Here is an 8429-nt window from a genome sequence, read left to right as displayed (position 1 = left end):
CACTTCCCCCGCCCCGACCGCACCGCCGCCGACGCGGTACAGGCGTGGGCCCACAGCCAGGGTACCGAGCTGAACCCCGACGAGGTCGAAGCCGTCACCCTGCACTACCAATGGCACAACAACCGTTGGTTTGCCAAAATCAGCCAACGCCTTACCCTCACCCAAGCGCTGCTGGCCAACTGGCAAGGCGAATCGGCCAACGACTTGATCGGCGCGGCCCTGGGCGCCCCCTGGGCCGGCAACCCGCCGCCTGGCGATTTCACCCTGGTCGAGGAACTCCCCTATCACAAAAGCCTTACGGCCCTGGAAAACGGCGCCGAGTACGCGGTGTACAACGGCCTTTACCGGCGCACTACTGTGCCTGAATACAGCACTCGCACCCATGTGGCACTGCCGGTTGAACGTTTCCAGGCGTTCATTTGGCAACTGGACTTCGCCGAGCCCTATCTGGCCATGCTCGACCGGTATTGGGCAAACCAATTGGGCACCTACGCGTTAGCGGCAAAGCTCGCCTGCTTGGCCGCCTGCAACAAGCAGGTGCGCGAAGGCAGCCTCACCCGTGCGGGGCAGCAACTGGTGTGGCAAGCGGCAAGGGTGACGGACGAACTCACAGCGGCGCTGCGGGTAGCGCCGCTGAATATATACGGCTATGCAGCCACAGACCTGCTGTGCCTTGAGCACATCACGAGCGGCACCACGGTGCTGTATATCCCCGGCAACGCCTCGCCACTGTTGGAGTTCGCCAACCTGGACGGCATGCGCCTGTGGGTTGCTGAACAGTGCAAAGACCTCGGCAAACGCCAGGCGCTCAAAGCCCATTTCGCCTTGCGCGACGGCCCGGATGGGCTGAGCTACAGCGGCCTGGACACAGCCTTGGCCGGGTTGGCGCTGTTTCCGCAGCCGCACCATTTTGCGGTCAACCACGAGGGCTTTGCCACCAGCGGGCGTTGGGACCCGCAAGTGTTCGTGCACTACCACCCGGTGCGATATAGCCCGCCGTTAAGCGGCGACCCGTTCGAAGCGTTGGCCAGCCGGCAAAAGCGCCGTAGCTTCGAGGATGCCAGCTTCCTGATCACCAGCGACGCCCAGGCGGGCACTGCGAAGTGGCGCGATTACCTGGGCGCCGAATTGAACCTGCTCGCGCCGTTGACACTGGCGGTGCCCGAGCTGGCGCCCTTGTTTGCGGCAAGTGGGCTGGCGCAATTTGGCCTGGGGCTCGACCAGGCCTTGCACGGCAAAACCGATGCAGCCCAGAGCGCAGGTGCGGCCACTGCCGTGTTCGGCCTGCTCAATGCTGTCCCGCTGCTGCAAGGCCCTGGGTTCGAGCCAGGCGAGTTGTTCGCCGGCAAACGTGACGGCTTCGTGCTGCCGGCGCGGGTCAATGGGCAGTTGGGTTACCCGCTCAGCCCGGTGGACCCGCCCCAGTGGCCGGCGGCGTCGCTGGCGGAATATTTCCATGCCCCCGAGCCACTGGTGCCCTTGCCGGGCAGCGATGCGGCGGTAGCGGGCGCAGTGGTTCGCGTGCCGCAATACAGCGGCGGCCAAGACCTGCTGCAGGCCTCGATCGACGGGCGTAATGTGAATGTGCTCTACGACGTGCAGGCTGATGCCTTTATCGCCAAAGGCAGCGAAACAGCTGAGGCACCCGTGTATTACCGCGCATCGGCTGAACCGGGCATCGACCTGGTGCCGGTCGTCGGCATGGCGCGGGTAGCGACCGATGAGCAGCGCATGCGGACTTTGCGCGCACTGGGTATCGACCTGGCCCTGCCCATCGACCTTGAAGCCTTGCTCGGCGACCCCGGGGAACCTATCCCCAAGGTATTTTCCTCGCTCTGGGTCGGTGGCCAGCCGCTCAGTGACACCCTGCTGGGCAATCTCGGCACCAATGCACGGCTGCTCAAGGCCGCCGGTTATCGCTACCGCCTGTACCTGTCGCGGGCTACCCCTGGGGCCTATGCGCAGAACCTGGCGCGGCTGCAGGCGCGCGCGCCGGCGCTGGAGGTGCTGCCGCTGGAAGACCAACCGCTGTTCGGCGCCTTCGAGCGCAGCGCCTATTACCCGCAGTACCACACCGCCTTGCACGGTAACGGCCACAATTACGCCTCAGCGGCAGACATCCTACGCTACCGCCTGTTGCACCATGAAGGCGGTGTGTACATGGACCTAGACGACCGCCTTCTTTATCCCGGTCAGTATGTGATCGAACCCGGCCAGGGCTATGCGCAGCCGGCCGAAGCGCTGGTGTTGGTCCCTTTGAACACCTCACCCACCGACCTGCTGCTATACCCACCCGCCTCCCACGAACGGCTGGGCCTACACGTTCAGTACAACACCAGCCTGATCGGCAGCCACCCCGGCAACCCAACGCTCGATGCGATTTCCGAAGAAATCCGCCGGCGCTTCGAACAGGCTGCGGACTTCTACACCAGCAAACCGAGCCTGGCGCACAACCCCATGGCTTTTTACCGTTACGCCGCCGAGCTCAGCCGCCTTACCGGGCCTGGCGTGTTCAACGCCGTGATCCAGCAGCATTGCCCGCAGTTGTACCAGTTACGCCAACTGGCCAACCTGGCGGCATGCCCGCACGTTAATGGGGTGGCCCGGGTGGATCTACAGCAGTATCAGGCGGTGGTGAAAGCTCGCTTGCCGTTCAGCCGGTTCGCCACGCTGGGGCATGCCAGTAGCTGGCAGCAGTAACGCGGCGTTGTGCGAACCCGATCAAAAAATGCGGGCTGGATACGCCACCCGCTCAACCTGCAGGCCCTGCCGGGTGAAATAATGCGCTGGCGAGTCCAATGATTGGAAGGGCGGCCTGTAATGCCCGGACCAATTTCCCAGCGCCACCGCCTTCCTGCTTCTCTTGATTAAATTCCCGGCAGCGATAATGTCGGGAGTTCTATCCCCAGGGGCCGTGCCATGAAAGGCAACGACCGGGTGGCTAGGCGTACCGGTTTCACGTACCCAAGGGCTGACTGAGAGGGTGCCGTCGCGAGTCATTACGAATTTATAGGGGCGCCCTTTGACGAGGCGGTCTACGAAACCGGGTTCCCCGGAGCGCGAGATTTTCCCATAAACATCGGAGGCTTTTCCGTACAAGCCCATTTCGTACGGCAACTCCCCCTGCCGCAGGTTTGCCAATGCCGGAGCGCCGGCGATCGGATCGCTCATAGCATCCAAAGCGCGCCCGCTATTCGCTGCTCGGGGCTTTTTAGCGCCCCGCCTAAACAGCTTGGCCAGGCGCGAAAATATTGATGCATGGCCAGAAAGGTCTTGCCTATTCACCGGGTCGCTCAAACAGTAGGCATAGCTGTTCAAGCCGCCGGCGGCAAATGGGCTGAACGTATCGGCTTGGGCAAACCGCCGCAAACCCGGTATATAGGCCCTGTGGCCATTGCCGAAGAGATACGCCCTCCCCGTATATTCAGGCGGGGTACTTGCGAAATAGGTAGCCGGCCTCTGGCTGAAAAAGCCGTATGCATCGAGCCCGAACAATGAATTGCCCATCGCATCCGTGCATAGAAGCGGCGGCGTGTGCGGATTACCTTTCATGTTAACTATGCCCCTCGGCTGTGACCGATTCGCCAGCAATAACATGTAAATACGATCAACCCTAGCTGGTAGATCTATCAGGTATCGGCACTGGCCGGTATGCCCGTTATGTGGGCCCTTAACACCTTATGCGGCCATCGGCCTATACCCGGATACTACTCACCCGCTCTCGACCTCCCTCACCGTTACGGCCTCATCCCCCACGAGGCCATTTCATGACCCCCACCCACCTCAACCGCACCGGCACCCAAACGGTACGCAATGCCCTCACAGGCTTCCCCCGCCCCGACCGCGCCGCCGCAGACGCGGTGCGTGCCTGGGCCCATAGCCAAGGCATCGAATTGAACCCCGACCTGATCGAAGCCGTGACCCTGCACTACCAATTCCACGACGGCCAGTGGTTCGCCAAGGTTGCCCAGCGCCTTACCCTGACCCAAGCGCTGCTGTCGAACTGGCAGGGCGAGAGCGCCAATGATGCGCTAGGTGGCCTATTCGGCGCGCCATGGGCCGGCAACCCACCGCCAGGGAATTTCACCCTGGAGGATGAACTGCCCTACCGCAAAAGCTTTACGGACCTTGAAAACGGCGCCGAATACGCCGTGTACAACGGGCTTTACCGCACCGCCACACCGGCCGCCTATAACACGCATAACCATGTAGCCTTGCCGGCCGAGGCCTTCCAGGCGTTTATCTGGAGGCTGGACTTCCAGGCACCGTACAAGGCCATGCTCGACACCTATTGGGCCAGCCAATTGCACGGTTACGGCCTTGCGGCGAAGATTGCCTTTGTTGCCGCCTGCAACAAACAGGTGGTTGAAGGCAGCCTGAGCAGCGCAGGGCGGCGCCTGGCCTGGCAGGTCGCTGGGCTGGAGGCAGCGCCCAGTTGGGAAAGCCTCGGCAAGCCCGCGCGGGCTTACCCCGTGGTGCTGGCCGCGCCGCTGAACATCTATGGCTATACCGCCACCGGCTTGCTGTGCTTGTTCGACAACCAGAGCGGCACAACCCTGCTGTACATCCCTGGGAACGCCTCGCCCCTGCATGAATTCGCCAACCACCGAAAGATGCAGGCCTGGGTCGCCGAGCAGTGCAAGGGTGAACACACCCGCCAAGCGCTCAAGGCCCATTTCGACCTCGCGGACGGCCCGGATGGCCTGAGCTATAGCGGGCTCGATACCGCGATGGCAGGCTTGGCGGCCTACCCGCACCCGCATTATCTGCCACCGCAGCACGAAGGCTTCGCCACCAGCGGGGTGTGGAGCCCCTACCTGTTCGTGAACTACAAAGTCAAAAAATACAGCCCATTAATCAACGGCGACCTGGGCGGCGCCTTGGCTTTCCGGCAACAGCAGCGCAGCTACCGCGACGCAGACTTCATTATTGCGAGCGACGCCAGCGTGACCAAAGCCAAATGGCGCGGCTACCTGAATTCGGCCATCAACTTGCTGGGGCCGTTGGCGCTGGCGGTGCCGGAGCTGGCGCCGCTGTTGGCCGCCGGCGGGCTGGCGCAATTTGGCCTGGGCTTGGACCACGCGATCCATGGCAAAAACGCCCATGAACAAGCCGAGGGGGTGCAAAGCACCGCCTTCGGCCTGCTCAATGCGCTGCCGCTTGTACACAGCGCCGCCGCTAACCTGGGCGAGGTGTACACCGCCGAACGTAGCGGGTTTTTCAGCCCGCGCTGGGTCAACGGCCGCTGGGGCTACCCGCTCAGCCCAGTGGACCCGCCACAGCTGCCGGCCGACCCGCTGGCGGCGGCGTTCGAGGCCACCGATGCGGTTGCCGTATTACCTGAACCGAACGCCGCGGTCGCCCGCAGCGTGACGCGCATAGCGCGCTGGACGGGTGAGCGGGATATCCTCGAAAGCTTTATCGACAGCCGCACCGCAGACATGGTGTACGACCTGGAGCGCGACGCCTTCCTGCGCGCCGAGGCGGTGAACGAAGTGGCCCCCACCTACTACGTAGCGCCGGATTCCTGGAACCCCAGCTTGGTGCCAGAACCCCAGCCGCCGAGAGTAGCCACCCATGCCAGCCGCATGAGCACGTTGCGCGCGCTGGGGGTGGACCTCACCCTGCCGGTAGACCTAGCTGGGCCACTGGCGGCGGCACGCAGCGAAATACCCCATTCGGTCATGTCGATCTGGGTGGGCGACAAGGTGCTCAGCTCAACCTTGCTGGAAAACGTCGCGCACAATGCTCAGGCGCTGGACCAGGCGAACTATCGGTTCCGGCTGTTTTTGTCCAACGCCAACACCGAAGCATACCGACAAAACCTCCAGTTGCTCGCGCAGCACGCGCCCACCCTGGAAGTGATCACGCTGGAAGAACATCCGTTCTATGCTCATTTCGCGCAAAGTGACAACTTTGCCCAGTACCGAGCAGCCATCGACGGTAATGGTGGGGTGGCCACCAACTACTCCTCGGCCTCGGATGTGTTGCGTTACCCGCTGCTGCACCATGAAGGTGGCATTTACATGGACCTCGACGACCAGATACTGCCACCGGGGGCGCCGACTGGGCCCTATGGCGGCGCACGCCCGTTGTCTGATATGGCGTTAGCGGCTACGCCGGACGGGCTGCTGCTCAACGACACGGTGTCGAACTATAAACTGGGCATGCGTGAGCTATACAACACCAGCGTGATCGGCAGCCATGCGGGCAACCCGACGCTCGAGGCCATCAGCGAAGAAATGCACCTTCGCTACCAAACGGCCCAAGACTTTTATAACACCCGCCCCAGCCCGACGCGGGACCCGGCCGGCTTCCGGGCCTATGCGGCACGGCTAAGCGAGTTGACCGGGCCGGCCCTGCTCAATGACGTGATCACGCACCAGCGCCCGGAGCTGCGCCAGCTTCGGGGGGTGCTGTCGCTGTGGAGCTTCCCGGTGACCAACCAGCAGGCGATCATCGACTTCACCCCACTGGGTGGCGCGATAAACGCCCACTTGCCCTTCAGCCGCTGCATAAAGATCGGCGGTACCCAAAGCTGGGTCAGCACCTAACTGTTGTGGTGCAGCTTGCGCATCAGTTCCGCCTCGGTCCGCGTTAACCCGCAGGCCTGGGTCAGTTCATCGACACTGGCGCCCATGCTCACCAATTTGGCGGCCTGGGCGAACGACAGCGAGCCCGGGTCGCGCTGCTCCAGTTGCAAAAGTTTATCTGGCAACGGTGCGACCACGGCACGCAACTCGTGGATCGCCTCCCCCATGCGTACGGTGCCGTTCTGGTAGTCATCCAAGCGCTTGGCAATGTCGCGGATACGCTGGTCACGCAATGCGTCGCCCGCCGCCTGCTCGGCCGCCATGCGTTGCTGGTTGCGGGTGTATTGCAGGAACAGCACCAACGTACCCAGCCAAAGAACAGCCAGCACGATGACCGCTACTTCAACGATCAACTCAGAGGTTCTCCAGGTCAGACCATTCTTCTTCGCTCATCATCTTGTCGAGTTCGACCAGGATCAGCAACTCGCCATTCTTGTTGCACACCCCCTGGATGAACTTGGCCGACTCATCGTTACCGACGTTCGGCGCGGTTTCGATTTCCGACTGGCGCAAGTACACCACCTCCGCCACGCTATCCACCAGAATGCCCACCACCTGTTTGTCGGCCTCGATGATCACGATACGGCTGTTATCGGTGATGTCGGACGACGCTAAACCAAAACGCTGGCGAGTGTCGATCACCGTGACCACGTTACCGCGCAGGTTGATGATGCCCAACACATAGGCCGGCGCACCGGGTACCGGGGCGATCTCGGTGTAACGTAGTACTTCCTGGACCTGCATCACGTTGATGCCGTAGGTTTCGTTGTCCAGGCGGAAGGTGACCCATTGCAAAATTGGATCTTCGGTGCCTTGTGCGGACGATTTATTCATAATCCCTAACCCTCGCTGCCCTAGTGGCGTTGTATGGTATGGCGCGGTCGGCGCCCTTAATGTTTGCTGGGCCGTTGCGCCGCCGCCTTGGCTTTCGCTTCGGCGGCGGCTTTTTCCTTGGTCTCTTGCATCTGCCGGGTAATGGCGCCGCTGGCGATCAGTTCGGCCAGCGCGGCCACATCGAGCAGCGCGCACATGTGTTCGATCACGGTGCCGGCCAACCACGGGCGCTGCCCGCGCTGGCTGCGCCATTTGATTTCGCTTGGGTCCAGACGCAGCGAGCGGCTCACGTGGTGCACCGCCAGCCCCCATTCGTAGCCCTGTACCGAAATTACGTACTGCAGCCCCTGCAAAAAATCAGCGCGGTAACGATCGGGCATCACCCAGCGCGCCGTGTCGAGCACCTTGAGGTTGCCACTATGGCTGGGCAGGATGCCGAGGAACCACTCTGGCTGGCCGAACAGCGGGGTGAGCTCCTGCCCGGCCAACGGGTAGATAGAACCCAGGCACACCAGTGGCACGGCCAGGGTCAGCCCGGCTACGTCGAACAGCAGGCACTCGAACGGCCCGGTGGCCCACGCCGGTGGGCCATCACTATGCAAGCCCCCGCCATGCCGGCTGGCATGGGCGGGCATTAGCAGCTGCGCCGGTTGCGGGACCGGCTCAGGGACCGGGGCCGACAAATGCACCTCGGCCAGCGGCGCTACCCGCAGCGCCTGCTGCAACAGCGGCGTAGCCAGCTGCGGTAGCGGCGGCGTAGCCCAGGGCATGGGGTCGTCGGGCTGGATCAACGGCTCGGCGCGCAACGCCGCAGCCGGCCGGTGCGCATCGCGCAATTGCTCTTCGCGCACGGCGGCGTGGAATTCACCCAGCGCCACATCTGAAGCCGTAGCCAGAAGCACATCCGGCTCAAGGGCCTCGGGTATGTCTTGCAAAAGGCCGTCTAAATAAGCCTGCAATGCTTGTTGCGGGCGTTTGGCGAAATCGACCGGGGGGTTCATG

The 8429-nt window shown here is 62.9% G+C and carries 6 protein-coding genes; 2 read left to right on the top strand and 4 right to left on the bottom strand.

Going from position 1 to position 8429, the window contains the following annotated elements:
* Positions 1–2700, top strand: a 2700-nt coding sequence (locus tag HAQ05_RS17215) for a dermonecrotic toxin domain-containing protein (RefSeq protein ID WP_190422753.1), incomplete at its 5' end; no start/stop codon positions are given.
* Positions 2701–2721: 21 nt separating this feature from the next.
* Here the strand turns inward: HAQ05_RS17215 and HAQ05_RS17210 are convergent.
* Positions 2722–3552 carry an RHS repeat-associated core domain-containing protein gene (locus HAQ05_RS17210; RefSeq protein WP_238936539.1) on the bottom strand — a complete coding sequence of 277 codons (831 nt, stop codon included), beginning with the start codon at positions 3550–3552 and terminating at the stop codon, positions 2722–2724.
* Between the two features lie 215 nt (positions 3553–3767).
* Between HAQ05_RS17210 and HAQ05_RS17205 the strand changes: the two genes are divergently transcribed.
* Positions 3768–6554 (top strand): dermonecrotic toxin domain-containing protein, encoded by a 2787-nt coding sequence (locus HAQ05_RS17205; RefSeq protein ID WP_190422751.1) that lies wholly within the window; start codon positions 3768–3770, stop codon positions 6552–6554.
* Here the strand turns inward: HAQ05_RS17205 and HAQ05_RS17200 are convergent.
* From HAQ05_RS17200 to HAQ05_RS17190, 3 genes are read right to left on the bottom strand one after another with little or no spacing between them, the layout of a single operon-like run.
* Positions 6551–6946 carry a DUF2802 domain-containing protein gene (locus HAQ05_RS17200; protein WP_190422750.1) on the bottom strand — a complete coding sequence of 132 codons (396 nt, stop codon included), beginning with the start codon at positions 6944–6946 and terminating at the stop codon, positions 6551–6553. The genes HAQ05_RS17205 and HAQ05_RS17200 overlap by 4 nt on opposite strands.
* A 1-nt stretch (position 6947) precedes the next feature.
* Positions 6948–7427: a chemotaxis protein CheW gene (locus tag HAQ05_RS17195; protein WP_190422749.1), complete on the bottom strand. Its 480-nt coding sequence runs from the start codon at positions 7425–7427 to the stop codon at positions 6948–6950.
* A 56-nt stretch (positions 7428–7483) separates the two neighbouring features.
* Entirely contained in the window at positions 7484–8428 is a 945-nt protein-coding gene (locus HAQ05_RS17190; protein ID WP_190422747.1) for a CheW domain-containing protein, read from the bottom strand.
* Between the last annotated feature and the right edge of the window lies 1 nt (position 8429).

Source organism: Pseudomonas typographi, from assembly GCF_014694385.1.
Lineage (GTDB): Bacteria > Pseudomonadota > Gammaproteobacteria > Pseudomonadales > Pseudomonadaceae > Aquipseudomonas > Aquipseudomonas typographi.
This window is presented reverse-complemented; position numbering and strand designations above follow the sequence as displayed.

Coding starts and splice junctions, on each gene's coding strand:
- HAQ05_RS17195 (WP_190422749.1), bottom strand. CDS start 7,427: ATGAATAAATCGTCCGCACAAGGCACCGAAGATCCAATTTTGCAATGG.
- HAQ05_RS17205 (WP_190422751.1), top strand. CDS start 3,768: ATGACCCCCACCCACCTCAACCGCACCGGCACCCAAACGGTACGCAAT.
- HAQ05_RS17190 (WP_190422747.1), bottom strand. CDS start 8,428: ATGAACCCCCCGGTCGATTTCGCCAAACGCCCGCAACAAGCATTGCAG.
- HAQ05_RS17210 (WP_238936539.1), bottom strand. CDS start 3,552: ATGAAAGGTAATCCGCACACGCCGCCGCTTCTATGCACGGATGCGATG.